Source organism: Mucilaginibacter sp. GW821-FHT07G05, from assembly GCF_059418565.1.
Genome location: NZ_JBWKQC010000001.1, coordinates 95,631 through 113,309, shown reverse-complemented (window position 1 = coordinate 113,309; position 17,679 = coordinate 95,631). Strand labels below are relative to the sequence as shown.

Genomic DNA, 17,679 nt, shown 5'->3' with positions numbered 1-17,679 from the left:
CAACTGGTTGAAGGTTTTGAGATTTCCTTCTATCGGATCATGTACAATCTATAACAGATATGGCAACATCTTAATTGATGCTATGCACTTAATCAATTCATTGATTAAATACCGGCAAGTATTTTATTGATCTTCCTTTATTTCGATAACAACTCCTGAAAACAACTGTTCTCCATCAGTTCCGCCTGATAAAACCCGGCCTTTTGCCTTCAGGCGAATGATGCGACCATCGTTAAATCTTTTTTGGGTGTAAGTAAATTCGTAGTCGCTGCCATCAGCTATGGCTTGTTCAATAACTTTTATAATGGTATCGCGGTATTCATCTGTTACCTGGCCAATGGCCTCTTCGTAGGTCATGCTTTGTTCATGCTCCCACCCTACTATGCGTGCGAGGATAGGGTTATATTTGAGGATCTTTTCTTCGGTGGAGACTGACCATGTACCAATATTGGCGGCCTCAATGGCCAGCCGAAGCATAGATTCGGATTGTTCTAACTTCTTCCTGGCATTAACATGGTCGGTAATATCAACAGCCACTATAAAAATACTGTCTGTTAAGCCCGGCGTGTATTGTACAGGCTGATAGATCATATCATAATAGCGTGGCTGGTACACGCCGTTAAAATTCAGGAAAGCGCAGAGTTCTGGGTTGATGTATGGCACACCCGATTCACGTACCGAATCAAGGATATTGATAAAGGGCTGGCCCTCAAGTTCGGGCAAGGCAACTGATAAGGGTTTATTTACTACTCCGTTCGTTTTCCCCCAATACTCCACAATCTTCTTGTTCGCCATTTCTACTGTATGATCGGGCCCTCTTAGTACGGCTATCGCTACAGGGGCATTATCAATCAGCTGCCTTTGCTTGGCTTCGCTTTCAAATAATTTTTTGGAACGCTCAAATACGCGGTTCTCCAGGTGTTGGTTCAGTTCCTCCAACTGACTTTTTGTAAGGCTCAACTCATAATTAACAATAGCCAGTTTTTCAACCGCAGTATGCAGTTTAACATTTGAGCTGGCCAGGTCTTCTGCCAAAGTAAGTTCTTTAATTATGGCTTTTTCAATAGCATCCTGGTGCACTACCTTATCGGTAATGTTATATACATTCAGCAGCAGATAGGTTACTTCGCCATTGTAAACAATAGGTACTATTTTGATATCCCACCAGCACAACTCGCCGACACTGACAATGGCCGACGGAATATTGTAATGCAGCGGTTTCATCTGCACGGTGTTCCCAGCATAAATGGCTTCATGAAAGGCTTCAATAAGCAAAGTAGGTCCGTAGCTCCCCGCTTTTTCAGGATCAAAGGCAGCCCAATAACTCATTCCCCTGATGCTCCTGTTTTTTATATAGGTAGCTTCTTCGTATGCTTTGTTGTAGGTAATCACTGTAAAATCCGGCGCATCATTAGCAAGGATAAGCGTGGGCACCGGTGTCGCCAAAAGCGCTGTAACCAAGGGATCTGTAAATAGGTTCATGGTTGGTGATTGTAAGTACTTTCCTTATTGAATGGACTACTTGTAGTACAATGAAATTTTACCGAATAAGTTTTCGTGTAATGAAAACAAATATCGTTTCTTCTCGCTTTGCAAACTTACTCACCAAACCGCCAACTGCCAATATCATTTTACAGTATTCTATAGCCAATTTATTAATTTGATTGCACTCGAAAACTTTTAAATAAGAAACTAATGGCATCTTCTATTTAGACTACCAAGGCAATGAAGTTTGCAGGATATATGCCAAAATGCTACCTTGGTTGAATCACTCATAACGTATGAAGAAATTATCATTACTGGTTTTTGCCTGCCTGCTGGCACCTGTCGCTTTTGCGCAAACAAATAGCGCCATAGCCATTATTCCCGAACCTGTAAAAATCACCCCGCATACCGGGGCTTTTGTTTTACCCCGGGAACTAACGGTACAAGCACCACTGAGCACTAAAATGACACCGGTACTTGATCTCATCAAAAATAAATTCTCTACCGCTACCGGCAAATTGGTGCATATTAAGGTAAGCGCGCCGGCAGCACCCATTAAACTGATCCTGAACAAGGTTACCGATAAGGTTATTGGCGACGAAGGATATTACCTGTCATCTACCTTAAAGGGCGTAACCATAAAGGCGAACACCGAAGCCGGTTTATTTTACGGTTTACAAACCTTATTTCAGCTTTTACCAAAAGAGATTGAAGGTAAAGAAGTTGCCAAAAACGTACAATGGCTTATCCCTGCGGTGGAAATCACAGATTATCCGCGCTTTGCATGGAGGGGCCTGATGTTCGATGTTTCGAGACATTTCTTTACTAAAAAAGAAGTGATGAGCTATATTGATAATATGGCCAGGTACAAGCTGAACCTTTTTCACTGGCACTTAACAGATGATGAGGGCTGGCGTATCGAAATAAAAAGCTTCCCCAAACTAACAACCGTAGGCGCTTTCAACGCGAAAAGGGAAGGAACTTTTGGAGATTTTATTCCGCCGAAGCCTGATGAACCGCGTAATTATGGCGGCTTTTATACGCAGGATGATATTCGTGAAGTGATCAAATACGCCCAGGAAAGATTTGTGAACATTCTGCCGGAAGTGGATGTACCCGGCCATAGCCTGGCAGCAGTGGCGGCTTATCCCGAACTATCGGCCACGCCCGGTGCAAACAAATACGCGGTACGTTCGGGTGAAAAAATAATGGACTGGTCGAAACCCGGTCACCCGGCATTGGTAGATAACACGTTGAATCCTGCCGGCGAATTCACCTACCAGTTTTTAGATAAGGTGGTTGGAGAGATTGCCGAATTGTTCCCTTTCGGGTATATCCATTTAGGAGGCGATGAATGTGCCAAAAACTTTTGGGAACAAAGTGACGCGGTAAAGGAGCTGATGAAGAAAGAAAACCTGAAATCGCAGGAAGAGGTGCAAAGCTATTTTGAGAAACGTTTGGAGAAGATAGTAGAATCAAAGGGCAAAAAGTTTATGGGCTGGGATGAGATACTTGAAGGCGGCATAGGCCCTAATGCAGCAGTGATGAGCTGGCGCGGTATAGCAGGTGGTATTGAAGCGGCAAAATTGGGCCATGAAGTGGTGATGAGCCCTACTACTTTTGTATATATAGATTATATGCAGGGCGACCGTGTGATGGAGCCGCATGTGTACGCCAGCCTTCGCCTGAGCAAAACCTACGAATTTGAACCCGTACCGGCCGGCGTTGATGCCAAACTGATAAAAGGCGGACAGGCCAATTTATGGACAGAACAGGTATACAACATACGCCAGGCCGAATATATGACATGGCCGCGCGGATTTGCACTGGCAGAGAGCGTATGGTCGCCGCCTGCCAAGAAAAACTTTACCACGTTTTTCGCCAAGGTAGAAAAGCACTTCGCACGTTTTGACGAAGCAGAAATCAAGTACGCGCCCAGTGCTTATGAACCTGATTTTAAGGCAGGCAGAAATGCCGATAGTACGATAACTGTAACGCTCAGTTCGGAAGTATCGGGCCTCGATCTGTATTACAGTTTTGATAACTCTTATCCCGACAGATTTTATCCTAAATACACGGGCGTACTAACCGTGCCTATTGATGCTACGCAACTGCGTGTGATCGCATATCGTGGTAAAACACCGGTTGGTCGTTTTGTGACAATGCCGATATCTGAATTAAAAAGCAGGTTAAAGTAAGGAAACGGAACGCATGCCTGAAAATGTATCTATGCTGCTTGCCCTTAAATTCCTCGATAAATTGGGCAGCAACAACAACCGGGAATGGTTTGCCGCTAATAAAGAAGAATATCAGCAAGCGCTGGCGGGTATTGAGGAGGCAGCTCAGGCAATGCTAAACGCGGTAAACAAGCACGACGTGCTGGAAACACCCAGCGGCAAGAGAAGCCTGTACCGTATTTACAGGGATGTGCGTTTTTCTAAAGACAAAACTCCTTTTAGTACCTACTGGGGAGGCCGTTTCAAACGTGCCGGTAAACAACGCCGCGGCGGTTATTATTATCATTTGGAATCGGGCGGTAAAAGTTTTGTGCTTTGTGGCTTCTGGGACCCAAACCCTGAAGACCTCAGGCGCATCCGGGAAGATATCGCGTTTGATGCCGGTCCGCTCAGAAAAATAATTGGTGATCCCTATTTCGTGGCCAATTTTGGTCCGCTTCAGGGTGAACAAGTAAAAACCAGTCCGAAGGGTTTCCCCAAAGACCACGAGGCTATCGACCTGCTGCGCTACAAACAATTCCTGGTGATGAAAAGGTTTACCGATGAAGAATTACTAAGCGCGGATTTTGTGCAGCTGGCAGATGAAGCATTCAGGCAAATGCGACCATTTCTTGATTATATGAGCGAAGTTTTGAGCGTAGGTAACAATGGTGAAGTGTTGTAAAACGCAATCTTACATTTTAGGCGCTCTGTTCTGTTTTCCTACTGGCTATTATTCTTCGGCGGTGCCGGATGCCCCAATCTTTCAACGCCATAAGCACACTCTCTAAAGAACGGCTGTAGGATGTCAGTTCGTAGCTTACACTCACGGGTACGGTAGGCAGCACGGTTCGCACCACAAACTCGTTCAATTCCAGGTCCTTTAATTCTTTAGATAGTACCTTGGCCGTAATATCACCTACCGATCGCTGGATATCCTTGAAGCGCATAGGGCCTTCGGTGAGCGCGAAAACCAACGGCAGTTTCCATTTGCCATTCAATACATACAGGGCATCCCTGATGCCGGTAACACCTTCGGCACAAGCATTATGGGCGCAGGGATGTTTACTCCCCAAGCCATTTGTCAGATCCGTTTTCATGCGCTAAAGATAAGCAGTATCCCAAACGATACCGGTATCCTTTGGGAAACCCATATCTTTTTGATACTTGGTACAGATAGTTTTGCTACTGTTAAAAACACAAACAAAATGAAAAAGATACTGCATATTATTTCCAGCCCTAACGGCGAAAAATCGTTCAGCACTAAACTGGGTAACGCTATAGTAGAGAAGATTACAGCGGCCAACCCGGGCAGCACCGTTAAGGTACACGACCTTACCAAAAATCCCTTCCCTCATTTGGAAGAAGCTACACTGGCAGCATTTTATACACCTGCCGAAAACCATACTGCGGAAAGCAAAGAAGCGCTTAAACATTCCGACGAGGCTATCGCGGAGATCCGGGCGGCAGACATTGTGGTCATCGGCGCGCCGCTGTGGAACTTTGGTATACCTTCGGTTTTGAAGGCATGGATAGATCATATAGCACGGGCTGGTGTCACTTTCAAATATGACGAAACGGGCGCGGAAGGATTGATCAAAGGCAAAAAGGTTTACGTGGCAATGGCCTCAGGCGCCGTGTATTCAAGCGGACCTTACCAGGCCATGGATTTCGTTTCCAGCTACCTGACAGGTTTACTCGGCTTTTTAGGCATGACCGATCTTAGTGTTTTCCGCGCGGAAGGCGTCGCTTACCCCGGGCAAGCGGATGCGGCTTTACAAAAAGGCATCGATAGTATTGCCTTGTAATTAAAGCTGTGATTGGTGAAGTTACCATCAAATCGTTTTGGGTAACATCTGCAAGAGAAGTTAAGCATGTTTAACAGATGCACCGTTTAATCACTTCGTCAACATGTAAAACAAAAGCCCGACATTACGCCGGGCTTTTGTTGCTTTACTTTATAACGCTACATCACCAATTGGTTGGTGTTGTTATTCTCGTCTGTTAATTTATTCCGTTTCTACGGGTTCTATCGCGGGAGGGATTAATTCATAAACAATCGGCGTTACAATACGCGATAGCAGTGTCGAGCTGATCAATCCTCCGATAAGCACGATGGCTAAAGGCGAGATAAGCGGATTGGTAGAGATAGCAATAGGGATTAAACCACCAATAGCCGTTAAGGAGGTAAGCACAATAGGTAAAAAACGCACCTCTCCTGCCTCACGAATCGCTTCCTGAAGGCCTTTCCCCTGCCGTCTTAACTGGTTGGTAAAATCAACCAGCAAAATGGTATTCTTTACCTCGATACCCGCCAATGCGATCAACCCGATAATTGCCACAAATGACAGCGAATTACCGGTTACCCAAAGCGCTACCGCCGCGCCCACTACCCCCAACGGAATTACCGAAAGTATTATGAGCATACTCTTGAATGTTTTAAACAGCAGTACCAATACCGCTACAAACATAAATATGGTAACCACAATAATGCTCAGGAAACCACCGAATGAGTTATTGCGCGATTCAACCTCGCCACCCATTTCATAGCTGTAACCAACCGGCAGCTTCATATTATCCATTTTTTGCTGTACATCTTCAAGCACCCGGCTCACCAGGTAATTCTTCTGCACGTTAGCCTGTATAGATACCACCCGTTTCTTTTCCTGGTGATTGATCACCGCCGGCGATGCTTCAAGTTTAAGGTTAGCAATTTGGTTCAACGGTAAAGCGTTCCCCTCCGCATTGTTCACATACAGGTTGCTGAAGGCATCCAGGTTGGGGCGGCCTTCTTTCATCCTGGTCAGCAATACGGCGTAGCCATACTTATTGTCGTTATTGTAATAGGTACCCATATCCAACCCGGTTACAGCAAGGCGGGCAATTTGGTCTATTGCAAGCGATGATACACCCAGTTGCTGTGCCTTTTCTTTATTAACTGCCACCCTGATATCGCTTTTAAGCAAGCTCACCGGGTTATTGATGTACATGGTTCCGGGCGTTGCGTGCAGCATTTTTTCTATTTTGAATGATAGCGCGCGTAAGGTATCGAGGTTTTCACCAAACAGGCGCACCTCTACCGGGGCAACAACGGGCGGCCCTTGTTCAAAGTTCTTCACTTCAACCTTAGCGCCGGGATAATGTGCCCAACGGTTCTGTAATTTTTGAATAAGCGCCAACTTAACGTCCGGACGGGTATCTTCATTCAGCTGGATAAACAATTGGGCGAAATCGCTACGGTTATTTTCGGCGATCACGTTGTAGTAGATCCGTGGGTTACCGTGCCCTACGTTGGTGGCATAATATTTAATCAGCGGTTCTTCTTTTAGCTGACTTTCAATAGCCTGCGTTACCGAATCGGTATAAGGCAGGTTAGATTGATTAGGAGTAGTAATATTGATCAAAAACTGTGGTTTCTCTGACGACGGAAACAAGCTGAAACCAATCATCCCGAATAATTTCAGCGAGGCCACAAATATAACTAAGGCAATACCAATGGTAATGAAAGGCCTTTGCAGCGCTTTATCCAATAAACGCGCATAGCTGCCATGTATCATCCTTTTAAGTCCGCGCATCAGCAGGTTACCTTCCGGGTTGCCGGTATGGTTCTTTAGTAAACGGCTTGATAAGAAAGGAATAATGGTTAACGAAACCGCCATAGAGGCCAGTACGCAAAATATTACGGCAAGCGGCAGACAGCGAATAAAATCGCCCGAGCCCTCGGGTAAAAATACCAAAGGCATAAAAGCGATGATCAGGATCACCGTACAGCCAACAACCGCCATACCAATTTGCTTAGTAGCCTTCAGGGTAGCCTCCATTCGGGAATGGCCTTCCAGCATCCAGCGTTCAATATTTTCAACCACCACAATACTGTCATCTACCAATAAACCCAGCGCTACCACCAAACCCACAATACTCAACTGGTTAAGGTTAAAGCCGAATAATTGCAGCAATACAATGCCTATAGCCAGCGAAAGCGGAATAGATATCATCACGATAACTGCCGGGCGGATACCCAATGGCAACAAAGTAACCGCTACCAGTAAAATGGCGATAATAAAATCATGGCTCAAGCCGGTAAGCCTGCGGTTCACGTTATCTGCCTGATCAAAGTTTTGTACCAGGTCGATATTTGTAGGCAGTATCTTTTTAAAATCAGTAAGCACCTCTATGTACCGGCCCTGGGTATTATTAATATTTTCTCCCTCCTTTTGCGCTGCCACTACAAATACGCAACGGTGGCCGTTAAGCCTTGCAATGTGCTTTTCTTCGCCATAGCCATAGTATACACGGGCAATATCTTTAAGCGCTATGTTTTTGCCGCCTGCCGTATACACAATGGTATTGTTTACGGCATCAAGCGTACGGTAATCATTGGTTTTTATGTTGAACGTTAATTTAGATGCATCAACACTGCCACCGGGAATGCTGGCCATTTCGCTGTGCAGGCTATTCACCACCGCGCTTACGGGCAGGTGCATCTGCGACATTTTTTCGAGGTTCAGCTCAACACGTACCTGCTGGCCGGGTAAGCCATAGATATTAACCTGTTTCAATGCCGATACCTTTTCCAGTTCATCCTGTAGTTTTTCGGCATAATATTGCAGCTTGCTGCGCGGCGCATTTTCTGATACCAGCGCGGCCTGTAACACATTCACATCTGAAGGTTGTTGCTTCTGGATATCGATATTGGTTATTTCGGCAGGCAGTTCGGCACGCTTGTTATTCACCTCACGTACTATCTCCTGGTACTTTGAATCGATGTTCGAGCTGTATTTATACTCCACCCTGATTACGGCTACACCGTTTGAAATACTGGTACGTACCCGCTTAATATCATCCAATCCGGAAATTACCTTTTCCAGCGGGGTTACCACCCTATCCTCAATATCCCGCGGACTCGTACCCGGGTAGTTCACTATAACAAGATAAGAGGGGGCATGCATCTCCGGATCTTCCGAGCGGGGCATGTTCAGCATGGTAGTAATCCCTAATACAATGATCATCAAAAAGATGACCAGCGTAAACTGGCTGTTCTTTACAGCATACTCAGATATTTTCATTTGGCAGCTGTTTTAGATGGTTGAACAATAATGGGGCTGTTATCAGTTAAATAAGCCGAGCCCGAAATAATGAGCGAACGTGCGCCCGCCAGGCCAGCACTAATGGTAACCGTATTTTTCTCGATACCGGCCACGTTAACCTTTAATTTATGAGCAGTTTTGTTATCATCAGTCACAAAAACATAGCCGTTGGCGCCGTCGCCATCTAAGAGGGCTTCGTAAGGTATTTGCCAGGTTTGGCTGCCTTTAACTTTATCATGTTTTACGCTGATGATCGCCTTGCCGAACATACCTGCCGCAATGGCTTGTGGTTTATTGACAGCAAGCGTAATATCAGCGCTGAAGGTACCGGTAGCGGCATCAACCCCTTCGGAACGCCGGGTTACCTTGCCCTGTAAGGTTTGGCCGGGCAAAGCGGTGGTTTCAATTTTTGCCTCATCGTTCAATTGCAGCATGGCCCACTCATGATCGCTGATGCTTACACGCAGCATCCATTTACCAGCACCGGCGCCATTGGTTTGCAGCACAGCCGTACCCGCTGTAACCTGCTGCCCCACATTGGCCAGTTTCTTCAGGATATAACCATCCTTGGGCGCACGGATCTGCGAATACTGCTGGTTAAAGGCTGCCATATTCAGTTGTTGGCGGGCCTGCTGCATGGCGGTTTTACCGTTCTGCAATTGCTCTAATGTGGCTACGCTGTCCTTATACAGGTTTTGCACACGCTGGTAATCGCGTTCGGCCTTTTCGTTGGCCAGTTGTGCCTGTTGTAGCTGGGCGTTAATATCGGTTGGGTTTAAGGTAGCCAGCAACTGCCCCCTTTTTACAGCATCGCCCTCACTTACGTTAACGGTACTAATGATACCGCCTGTTTTAAAAGAGAGCATTACTTCATCATCAGTAGTGAACTTACCCGATACCGTGATTGGCGCGCTTGCATTTTGCTGCTGCAAAGCCATCACTTGTACAGGGATGGTATCGTTATTAATATTTGATGTAACTGCTTTGGGCTTAGGGCCGCAGGCCTGTAAAAATGGCAGGCACAATAATAAACCGGTATATTTTAAAGTTTTCATGAGCGTTTTATTTTGAGTTGAGGTTGTTAATAGGATAAGTAGCCTGGTCGCGTTCCAGTTCGGCGAGGGCGATTTGCAAACCGGCCTGGCTATCGGCAATTTGCAGGCGGGCATTGGTCAGCTGGTTTTGCGCGTCAACCAGTTCAAGGTACAGGAGCTGCCCGGCACGGTAAGCTTTTAGCTGATCTGTATAATATTTGCCAGCGAATGATACCTGCGCTACCGAACTTTGATAAGCCGCCTTTGCCGATTGATAATTATTATAAGCCTGATCGAGCTGAAGATTCAGCTGTTGCGTAGTTTGATCGAGCTGGGCGGTAGCGGCCTGTATTTTGGCTTGTGATTGCGCGGCACGGTACTTACGCTGTCCGCCGGTAAATATGTCCCATTGCAGGTTTACGCCCCACAGGTAATAACGGGTTTTATCGTTCACTTTAAAATCAAAACCCTGCGAACCCAAATCGATAAAAGTATTCACCTTCGGGATGAAACCCGACTTTTGAAGTTTATAATCAAGCTTATATACCTGCTGCAAGGTGCGCAATTGGCTCAGTTCCTCGCGCTTTGCTGTTCCCGCCGTGGTATCAGCTGTAACATGCGCAGCGGTAAGGGCATCCGTATCAACAATTATCGAATCGGCAAGCGGCCGGTTGAGTAAAAAGTTAAAGTAAGAACGCGCGTTTTTAACAGCATGTTGCGCCTGTATCAACGCCGCAGTGGTTTTTTGTTGTTCTGTTTGGGCACGCAACAGGGCGGTTCCGTTACGTACACCGTTACGTAGCAGGCTCTCGTTCTCGCGGATATTCTCTTTGATGAGCAGCATGGCGCTATTATAAGTGGCCACACCCTGCAAAGCCTGGTAATAGCGGTAATAAGCTGTTTTTATATCTTTTACCAAGGCTCTCTTATAAACATTTACCGCCGCTTGCTGGCTATTGATAAGCTGCTGTTTCATCTGTTTATTGTACCAGATCTCGGCGTTAATGAGTGGCAGACTGGTACGCACCTTGGCATCGTAAAAATTATTGGGGTTAAGCAGGAACGATTGATTGCCTAACTGCGGATACTTATTAGAGTTAGTAAGCTCATTGAGCGCGGCGTAAACAGGGTTGATAAGATCACCTACCGGTACATCAATGGTTCGTCCGCCTGATGATTTGGTATAACTGCCTAACACACTTACCGTAGGCAAATACATGGCCTGTGCTTCTTTTAAAGCGTAAAGCGCCCTGTCCAGATCCATCTGTTGTTCTTTTAAACCCTGGTTACGGTCAAAGGCATCGGCAATGTAACCGTCGAGCCGCGCGGTTTGGGCTCTGGCCCCGCTATGCCAAATACCGGCGATAAAGACCGGCAAAAGCAAACGCTTAATAAATAGTGTATACATAATGAACAGTGTTTAGTAATGAAGTAAAAAATATGCGTTAAATCAACGTGTTATTGTGTAGACGAATAACCGACGATTATATTTTAATAATTGTTTAAAAAATGAACAGTGTTTAGTATTAGTGCAAAAAAAATATTATTTTGTTACAGAACGGATGTAATTTTCCATAGTTGCCAGCAATGTATCCGGAACTTCTTCTTCTTTAGTTTGCATCACCTTTAAACGGCAACGTAAATTAAGCGACACTAAACCATGTGCCGTAGCCCATACCTGCAAAACAGCGGCATTCAGGTCGGTAACAATAAGTGAGCCTTCCGCTATGCAGGCTGCCAGGCACTCGCTTAAAAAATCAAGGCAGTTACCCCCGTTAGCTTTATGTATCTCCTCGTCAACATTCATAGGCGCTCGGATGATGAACATCAGATCGTACAATTCCGGGTTTTGAAGGCCGAAAGTGATATAGGTTTTCCCAAGCTGTTGCAGGCGTTCTACCGGATTATTGCTGATTACATTTTGTGTAAATGCCTGCCAAAGCTTGCCGAAAGCATCGCTTTGCACATCATATAGCAACTCATCTTTATCTTTATAATACAGGTAGATAGTACCGGGGCTGTATTCTATCTCGTCGGCAATATTGCGGATAGAGGTTTTGGCAACGCCATCCTCCAGGAAACACTTTAAGGCAGCTGATTTGATCAGCTCCTTCATTTCCATTTTTTCACGCTCTTTTCTTTCCGGTACACCCATTGTAATTATCTACTGCGGCAAATATACTGAACACTGTTCAGTAAAATCAAAAAATATGTCAAAAAATCTTTTCAGGATATTTTCGTTCCTCCTTTCATTGAATAAATCAACAGCATACGATATTGATAAACATCAATGAGTTCCGGTTTTAGTGTGGATAGTTTTGTCTCATTCCATGGAGGCTTTAAAAAATTAAAACAATCACACATGAAAATCAATAATCAAAAATCAACACTGGCATCACCCAAAAGTAAATCATCGGCATTACTTGTTTTTTCAATAACACTTGCCGTAATGCTATTAACAATTTTACCCCGGCTAAGCTTTGGCCAGGGTTATGTGGAAGGTGTAAACATCAGCTACGAACACATGCCCATGAAGATTGAAACCCCTGCCGGCTATCAGAAATTTACCGGCAACAACCTGAAGATAGCCACATCCATTCCTTTGTTTTTAACACCTACCAAGTCAAAATACCTGATCGTTGGGGGTAATCTGGAAGCGTTCAATTTCTCAGGCACCCATCCGGATTTTGAAGTAAAAAGGGTGTATAGCATCTCTCCTACATTGGGTTACAGCACCATGTTAAGCAAAACATTCAACCTTACCGCCTTGCTTACGCCAACCATGAACAGCGATTACAAAAATGTAAAGGGCTCGGATATTAAGTTTGGCGCCATTGTACGCGGAAGCTGGAAGGCAAGCGACAATATTACCTGGAAGGCCATATTGGGCTACCGCAGGCAGTTTTACGGTCCGCAATATGTGGTGTTGGTGGGTATGGACTGGAAAGTGAACGAGAAGTGGCAGATCTTCGGCGATGTGCCGCATAGCCTTACCGCCAGTTATGCCGTGAGCCCTAAAGTAAATACAGGATTTAACCTCTTTGTTCAAAATTCAACTTACCGGTTAAACAATCAGGATCGTTATTTTGAATACAATACTGTTAATCCCGGTCTTTTTATTGAACGCTATATTTCTTCTAAATGGGCAATACGTGCTACGGCGGCTTATACCCTTATCCGCAACATGGAGATCTACAATAAGGATGACAAGGCCAAGGCTTTTGTCGACTTCGCCGAACTGGGCGACCGAAAAGACCCGATCAATCCCGAGGTATCACCCGGACTTGCTTTTAAAATTGGTTTAAGCTACCGCATTGTTCCGGGTAAAAAGTAATTATTTATCATTCAAATCCATCATGATCATTACCAGAATACTGATCGGTTTGGCGGCCGCGGGGCTGCTTACCATCGTCAATACCTATACCGCGTATTCCGGCTTGTTGCCGGCATTGCATATTTTAAAAACCCACCGCCACCCCGTTAAGATGGTTGCCGACACCCTTACGCAAACCGGTGATACTAAAAAAACAGTACACCTCATTAAAGCGCCCGAGGATGCCCTTACCTTAAGCCGCTTTCAAAAAGACGGGCAAGTGCATACACTCGCTGTTTTGGCGGATGACGGGCAAGCGGTAACAGGTGTAGATATTAGCGTTGAAATGAAACGCTATGATTTGAACGCGTTCCAGGTGATTAAAAATTCATCGTTCGACGAGGTGGTTAAGGTAATCAGGGCCGGTAAAAAAAAAGTCGCGGTAAAATATGCCGACCTGTTGCCCGCGGTAGCAGGCAAAGAACACCTTGCCATAGGCATTAACTATGCCGAGCATGGTAAGGAAACCGGGCAGATAAGGCCATTTATGTTCCCTAAATTAGTAGAGACAGATCCGGCGATACACAATCTGCATTATACCCAAGGCTGGCTGTTAGACCACGAAGTTGAGCTGGGTGTTGTATTTCCTTCACCGGTTTGTTCAGTTACCGATTTGAACCATGCCATGATAGGCTTTTTGGTGGTGAACGATTTTACCGACCGTGCTACCCTGATGCGCAAAATGGACAGCCAAAACGTTGTTGGCGGCCGCGGATTTCCGGATGCTAAAAGCAAAAAAGGGTTTCTGCCTACCGGTCCCTATATGGTTATACCCCGAAACTGGCGTACTTTCGTGAGGGAGTTGAATTTGCAACTTACTGTAAATGGTACGTTGAGGCAGCAAGGGAGCGCGAAAGATATGGTGTGGAATATCGATAAGATCATAGAACGCTCGTTATCGGTAAAAGGCGAAAAGAAAAGTTATTACCGGGATAAAATGATCAGCTTATTTGAAGGTGATTGTATCCCGCCAAACAGCATCATTATCACCGGAACACCATCCGGTGTGGTGTTCAATGCCCCAACAAAAGGTTTCATATTTGGCACGGTGACCAAATATATTTTTACCGGTGGCTTTTTCAGCGCGAAAATGCACCCCTACATTTTAAAACAATACCTGAAAAAGGAAATGACCAATCCCCGATACCTGAAACCCGGCGACTATGTTGAAAGCACCATCAACTATCTCGGAACTATCAGAACCAGCGTTAAATAATAAGTTTAGCGGGGATATATTTACCGGCGGGATGAATTGCGAAAAACGACATTCGTCCCGCTTTAATTATTTTTGGTGACCGGCATATTTAATTATATTTAGATAACCGTTCTATTGAACCATTTAACAGAACATATTACATGACAGACCCTCAGGCCCTGCTAAAGGTTGAAGAATTCATCAGGAAAATTGTACAGCCTAACGCCGAAGAATGGGACGCTTTTGCACAGATAGCGCACGTTAAGGCATTGAAGAAGAAAGACCTGCTGCTTGAGGCAGGGCAAACTTGTAACTTCATTGTATTTGTGAACGCCGGTGTACTGCGCGAATATTCTTATCAAAACAACAAAGATACTACTGTTGATTTTGTGGCCGATGGTCAGTTCACCAGCGATTACCAGAGCTTCATTATGCAAACGCCATCAAAGCAATACCTGGAAGCACTGACCGATATTGATATGCTCATTTTTAAAAAAGATGATATCAACACCCTGTACGATAAATATAAAGTTTGGGAACGCTTCGGCAGGCTCATTATTGAGCAGATATTCTGCATTGCAGAAGCCAAACGTAAAAAGATCATTTCAGATTCGCACGAAGAGCAATACCGGGCCTTTGCCGCCGCTTACCCACAAATTGTTCAACAGGTTCCGCAATATTATATCGCCTCTTACCTGGGCTTAACACCCGAGCATTTGAGCAGGTTAAGAAAGAAGGCTTAAATTCATCTTTTACAGCATTCTATGAATTCTGCTGTAAAGCATAAATCCCCTGCAAGCCAAAAACTTGCAGGGGATTTATGATGATAAAGAGCTAAATGTAATTGCTGCCTACCGCAGCTTTGTAATGTAATTACATTACTGGCTCCTTAAACTTTTTACAGGGTTTTCAAGCGCGGCGTTTATAGCGGTATAACCTACCGTTAGCCAGGCGATACATATAGAGAATAGCATAGTAACAGCGAAAAACGATATGCCTATGGTAATATGAAAGCTATAGCCTTCCAACCATTTGTGCATAAAAAACCAGGCCAGTGGCGAAGCAACCGAAAATGCTAACACAATTAAAAGCGTAAACTCTTTAGATAAAAGGATGACAATATTTTTAACCGGGGCACCGAGAACTTTGCGAATACCGATCTCTTTTTTGCGTTGAACAGCCATAAACGAGATTAAGCCGTATAGCCCAAGGCAAGATATAAAAATGGCAATGCCTGAGAATATTTTATAAAGTTGCGAAAGCTGATTTTCCTGTTTGTAGAAATCGGCTATGGTTTGATCCATAAAATGGTATTCAAAAGTATACTCAGGGAAAGCACTGTTCCATAGTTTTTCCATAGCAACAGATACCGATTTTGCTTTACCAAGGTCGATCTGCATGCTGGCTAAACTATATTGTCTTTTTGCAGTGGTTAATACTATTGGCTCAATAGGATCACTTAGCGAGTTATTATGAAAGTTTTTCACTACGCCCACAATAGGCAAGGTTCTGCCACCTACGTTAATTCGTTTCCCGATGGCATCATTCGCATTACGGATTCCTAATTTGCTGATGACGGCTTCATTAACCACGTATTCACGCATGGTATCGGCTGGAAAGTATATCCTGCCTGCAACAATAGGAAGATTATAAACGCTGAAAAAATCCTGATCCGCGATCTTCATATTCACTATCATATCAAGCTTATCGGTTTTATTACCTTCCGTTTGTAAACCGGTAGCCCAGCCATCAGCTCCTGCCGTTGGTGTATACATACTCATGCTCACCTTATTTACACCCGGTATTTTTTGCAGTTCACCACGCAAATAATCAATTTTTGTACGGCTTGTACTGTCATTGGGGAAGTTTGCATAAATAACGGCGTCTTTTCTGAACCCCATATCGGCATTATTAAAGTAGTCCATTTGTGATGTAACCACCAGCGTACCAATAATAAGCACCTGGGCTATCACAAACTGAAAAACCACCAAACCACGCCTGAATAAAACCCCTGTTTTTTGATCAGAACCTGCAATAGCCCCCTTTAAAACAACAACCGGTTTGTACCCTGAAAGTACCAATGCCGGGTAAAGCCCTGAAATTAAGGACACCAGCACCAACGAGCAAAACATTAGCAATATCAACCTGCCGCTATATAGTGTTGAGACTGATAGATGGATATCTAATAAATTATTAACAGCAGGCAGGCAAAACGCAACTATCAGCAGAGACATCACGAAAGCAAAGCAGCTGGTAACCCCGGTTTCGCCCAAAAATTGAAGTATCAATTGTAGCCTGCTTCCGCCAAGTACTTTTCTTACACCCACTTCACGGCCACGGTTTATAGCCTGCGCAACGGTTAAATTGATAAAATTTACACAGGCCACAACTACCAGGAACAGGCCGATAAGATTTAACGCCCAAATAAGATTTTTACTAAACGTACGGCCTGTAAAATTGCCGTATCGTGCGTCGTAATGTATTTCTGTTAAAGGCTGTAAAGATAAATCGTAGCCTTTATCTACCGGTTGGATATGCCTTTTTGTAAAATCAGCCAGCGATTTGTCAAGTTGCGCGGGTGTGCTAACCGAAGCCAGTTCAACAAAACAATAATTATTATCGTTTATACCCGACCAGTTTTGAGCGTTGTTTTTAGCAATAGGAGTATATGGCAACACAACTTTTAACGGAAAATCGGTATTTAACGGCGGATCTTCAAGAATACCGGCTACCTTAACCATATGGCCTTCCATTTTAAGTGGCTTGCCAACTACGCCCTTCCAGTCGCCAAAATATTTTATGGCCGTGGCTTTAGTTAACAAGGCCATATTTGGTTCACTAAGCGCCGTTTTAAAATCGCCATCAATAATTGCGAAATCGAACATCTGAAAAAACTGCGGCTCGGCAAAAAACACGCCGTGCATTTCCTTAAACTTCTTAAAGCCGGTATTACCATCACCCGGCACTACTATCTGCACCTCACCATATCCCTGTATAGCGGCGGCATTTTTCACCTGCGATACCTCTGCGCGTAACGCTGCTGTAACAGGCACAGGCACTCCTGTACGGTAACCATTCTTATCTGCGTTTTTACCAACCCTGCCTATACGGTATATCCTGTCTTTTTTAGCATGAAACCGGTCGAAGCTTTGTTCATACTCAACCACAAGAAATATTAAAAGAAAAGCGGCAAAGCCCACAGCCAATCCTGCAATATTAATGGCAGCGTTTATTTTATGCCTGGATAAATTTCTTAATGCTGTCTTTAGATAGTTTTTAAACATTTGAT

Annotated in this window: 13 protein-coding genes; 6 read left to right on the top strand and 7 right to left on the bottom strand. The window is 44.6% G+C overall.

From position 1 onward, the window contains the following. Positions 1-123: 123 nt before the first annotated feature. A complete protein-coding gene (locus AC07NA_RS00435; protein WP_494894704.1) occupies positions 124-1,482 on the bottom strand; it encodes a PAS domain S-box protein in 1,359 nt (452 codons plus the stop codon). A gap of 299 nt (positions 1,483-1,781) precedes the next feature. Between AC07NA_RS00435 and AC07NA_RS00430 the strand changes: the two genes are divergently transcribed. Both AC07NA_RS00430 and AC07NA_RS00425 read left to right on the top strand, forming a co-directional pair. Further along, positions 1,782-3,683 (top strand): beta-N-acetylhexosaminidase, encoded by a 1,902-nt coding sequence (locus AC07NA_RS00430; protein ID WP_494894702.1) that lies wholly within the window; start codon positions 1,782-1,784, stop codon positions 3,681-3,683. Positions 3,684-3,696: 13 nt separating this feature from the next. Then, positions 3,697-4,386 carry a DUF2461 domain-containing protein gene (locus AC07NA_RS00425; protein WP_494894700.1) on the top strand — a complete coding sequence of 230 codons (690 nt, stop codon included), beginning with the start codon at positions 3,697-3,699 and terminating at the stop codon, positions 4,384-4,386. A 16-nt stretch (positions 4,387-4,402) separates the two neighbouring features. Here AC07NA_RS00425 and AC07NA_RS00420 read toward each other — a convergent pair whose 3' ends face one another. Further along, positions 4,403-4,801, bottom strand: a complete 399-nt coding sequence (locus AC07NA_RS00420) for a winged helix-turn-helix transcriptional regulator (RefSeq protein ID WP_494894698.1) — start codon at positions 4,799-4,801, stop codon at positions 4,403-4,405. Positions 4,802-4,909: 108 nt separating this feature from the next. Here AC07NA_RS00420 and AC07NA_RS00415 point away from each other — a divergent pair, with 108 nt between their 5' ends. Then, positions 4,910-5,509, top strand: coding sequence for an FMN-dependent NADH-azoreductase (locus tag AC07NA_RS00415; protein ID WP_494894696.1), 600 nt, complete (start codon positions 4,910-4,912; stop codon positions 5,507-5,509). 201 nt (positions 5,510-5,710) lie between these two features. Here AC07NA_RS00415 and AC07NA_RS00410 read toward each other — a convergent pair whose 3' ends face one another. The 4 genes from AC07NA_RS00410 to AC07NA_RS00395 all read right to left on the bottom strand — a co-directional run bounded on the left by AC07NA_RS00410 (position 5,711) and on the right by AC07NA_RS00395 (position 11,977). Continuing rightward, positions 5,711-8,767: an efflux RND transporter permease subunit gene (locus tag AC07NA_RS00410; protein ID WP_494894694.1), complete on the bottom strand. Its 3,057-nt coding sequence runs from the start codon at positions 8,765-8,767 to the stop codon at positions 5,711-5,713. Continuing rightward, positions 8,764-9,843, bottom strand: a complete 1,080-nt coding sequence (locus AC07NA_RS00405) for an efflux RND transporter periplasmic adaptor subunit (RefSeq protein WP_494894692.1) — start codon at positions 9,841-9,843, stop codon at positions 8,764-8,766. The genes AC07NA_RS00410 and AC07NA_RS00405 overlap by 4 nt, the downstream gene beginning before the upstream one ends. A 7-nt stretch (positions 9,844-9,850) precedes the next feature. Further along, the gene (locus AC07NA_RS00400; RefSeq protein WP_494894690.1) at positions 9,851-11,230 is read right to left on the bottom strand and encodes a TolC family protein; all 1,380 of its coding nucleotides are present in this window, start codon (positions 11,228-11,230) and stop codon (positions 9,851-9,853) included. 135 nt (positions 11,231-11,365) lie between these two features. Continuing rightward, the gene (locus AC07NA_RS00395; protein WP_494894688.1) at positions 11,366-11,977 is read right to left on the bottom strand and encodes a TetR/AcrR family transcriptional regulator; all 612 of its coding nucleotides are present in this window, start codon (positions 11,975-11,977) and stop codon (positions 11,366-11,368) included. Positions 11,978-12,184: 207 nt separating this feature from the next. On the opposite strand from AC07NA_RS00395, the gene AC07NA_RS00390 reads away from it, so the two are divergent. The 3 genes from AC07NA_RS00390 (at position 12,185) to AC07NA_RS00380 (ending at position 15,133) form a co-directional block, all read left to right on the top strand. Further along, entirely contained in the window at positions 12,185-13,156 is a 972-nt protein-coding gene (locus AC07NA_RS00390; protein WP_494894686.1) for a DUF6268 family outer membrane beta-barrel protein, read from the top strand. 22 nt (positions 13,157-13,178) lie between these two features. Continuing rightward, complete coding sequence (locus AC07NA_RS00385; protein WP_494894684.1) at positions 13,179-14,411, top strand: fumarylacetoacetate hydrolase family protein; 1,233 nt, start codon at positions 13,179-13,181, stop codon at positions 14,409-14,411. A 140-nt stretch (positions 14,412-14,551) separates the two neighbouring features. Further along, a complete protein-coding gene (locus AC07NA_RS00380) occupies positions 14,552-15,133 on the top strand; it encodes a Crp/Fnr family transcriptional regulator (RefSeq protein WP_494894682.1) in 582 nt (193 codons plus the stop codon). Between the two features lie 135 nt (positions 15,134-15,268). Here AC07NA_RS00380 and AC07NA_RS00375 read toward each other — a convergent pair whose 3' ends face one another. Further along, the gene (locus AC07NA_RS00375; RefSeq protein WP_494894680.1) at positions 15,269-17,674 is read right to left on the bottom strand and encodes an ABC transporter permease; all 2,406 of its coding nucleotides are present in this window, start codon (positions 17,672-17,674) and stop codon (positions 15,269-15,271) included. Positions 17,675-17,679: the final 5 nt, after the last annotated feature.

What these genes read in the sequence shown, in the direction of transcription:
- AC07NA_RS00435 (WP_494894704.1), bottom strand. Translation starts at nt 1,482, where the DNA reads ATGAACCTATTTACAGATCCCTTGGTTACAGCGCTTTTGGCGACACCG.
- AC07NA_RS00430 (WP_494894702.1), top strand. Translation starts at nt 1,782, where the DNA reads ATGAAGAAATTATCATTACTGGTTTTTGCCTGCCTGCTGGCACCTGTC.
- AC07NA_RS00425 (WP_494894700.1), top strand. Translation starts at nt 3,697, where the DNA reads ATGCCTGAAAATGTATCTATGCTGCTTGCCCTTAAATTCCTCGATAAA.
- AC07NA_RS00420 (WP_494894698.1), bottom strand. Translation starts at nt 4,801, where the DNA reads ATGAAAACGGATCTGACAAATGGCTTGGGGAGTAAACATCCCTGCGCC.
- AC07NA_RS00415 (WP_494894696.1), top strand. Translation starts at nt 4,910, where the DNA reads ATGAAAAAGATACTGCATATTATTTCCAGCCCTAACGGCGAAAAATCG.
- AC07NA_RS00410 (WP_494894694.1), bottom strand. Translation starts at nt 8,767, where the DNA reads ATGAAAATATCTGAGTATGCTGTAAAGAACAGCCAGTTTACGCTGGTC.
- AC07NA_RS00405 (WP_494894692.1), bottom strand. Translation starts at nt 9,843, where the DNA reads ATGAAAACTTTAAAATATACCGGTTTATTATTGTGCCTGCCATTTTTA.
- AC07NA_RS00400 (WP_494894690.1), bottom strand. Translation starts at nt 11,230, where the DNA reads ATGTATACACTATTTATTAAGCGTTTGCTTTTGCCGGTCTTTATCGCC.
- AC07NA_RS00395 (WP_494894688.1), bottom strand. Translation starts at nt 11,977, where the DNA reads ATGGGTGTACCGGAAAGAAAAGAGCGTGAAAAAATGGAAATGAAGGAG.
- AC07NA_RS00390 (WP_494894686.1), top strand. Translation starts at nt 12,185, where the DNA reads ATGAAAATCAATAATCAAAAATCAACACTGGCATCACCCAAAAGTAAA.
- AC07NA_RS00385 (WP_494894684.1), top strand. Translation starts at nt 13,179, where the DNA reads ATGATCATTACCAGAATACTGATCGGTTTGGCGGCCGCGGGGCTGCTT.
- AC07NA_RS00380 (WP_494894682.1), top strand. Translation starts at nt 14,552, where the DNA reads ATGACAGACCCTCAGGCCCTGCTAAAGGTTGAAGAATTCATCAGGAAA.
- AC07NA_RS00375 (WP_494894680.1), bottom strand. Translation starts at nt 17,674, where the DNA reads ATGTTTAAAAACTATCTAAAGACAGCATTAAGAAATTTATCCAGGCAT.